This window comes from Arthrobacter sp. Hiyo1, from assembly GCF_001263615.2.
GTDB lineage: Bacteria > Actinomycetota > Actinomycetes > Actinomycetales > Micrococcaceae > Arthrobacter.
Genome location: NZ_DF952472.1, coordinates 343,344 through 343,964 on the forward strand (window position 1 = coordinate 343,344; position 621 = coordinate 343,964).

2 protein-coding genes are annotated in these 621 nt (G+C 65.1%); one reads left to right on the forward strand and one right to left on the reverse strand.

Translation table 11 applies throughout. The features are described from left to right. Positions 1 to 293, reverse strand: a 293-nt coding sequence (locus AHiyo1_RS15155; RefSeq protein ID WP_445286227.1) for an EamA family transporter, incomplete at its 3' end; no start/stop codon positions are given. Between AHiyo1_RS15155 and AHiyo1_RS15160 the strand changes: the two genes are divergently transcribed. After that, on the forward strand, positions 292 to 621 hold a 330-nt coding region (locus AHiyo1_RS15160), incomplete at its 3' end, for a GntR family transcriptional regulator (protein ID WP_148667610.1). The two genes, AHiyo1_RS15155 and AHiyo1_RS15160, sit on opposite strands and share 2 nt — an antisense overlap.

Consider the following 621-nt stretch of genomic DNA (forward strand, 5'->3'; position numbering starts at 1 on the left):
AGTAGCGGAAAGCCGACAACAATCCCGGCGGCGACCACCGCGAGCCGTGCCCATTGTTTGCCTCGCGGAAGGCGCTGCCTGGTGAGCACGAGGGCGGATGCCGCGAGTATCGCTGCGACGACGGCACGGCCGGAGCCGATGAACAGCGGCGACAGGCCACCCACCGCCACTCGGGTGAAGGGAACAGTGAAGGAAAACGCCGCTACTCCGAGGAGGCCCCACCAGAGGCCCGTTATCGAGCGGGACGGTATCACTTCTCGAATAATTGTAGTAGCGCTACTATTGTCTTTCATGAACAACGATAGCAGTTCCAGGATTGCGATGCGACTGCGGGAATGGATCACCGGGGCCGCTCCGGGATCCCGGCTGCCGTCCACGCGGTCACTGGTTGCCGAGTACCAGGCCAGCCCTGTGACGGTGCAGAAGGCCTTGCAGACGCTCACTTCGCAGGGCTTGATCGAGAGCCGGCCCGGCGTCGGGACCTTCGTCCGGGCCGTCCGGACAGCGCGCCCCTCGGACTACGGCTGGCAAACCGCAGCGTTGCGTGCGCCGCAGGCTCCTTCCCGCTCAGCCTCCACCACGATGCGCGACACCTCGAACGCCACTATTGCCTTCCACTCC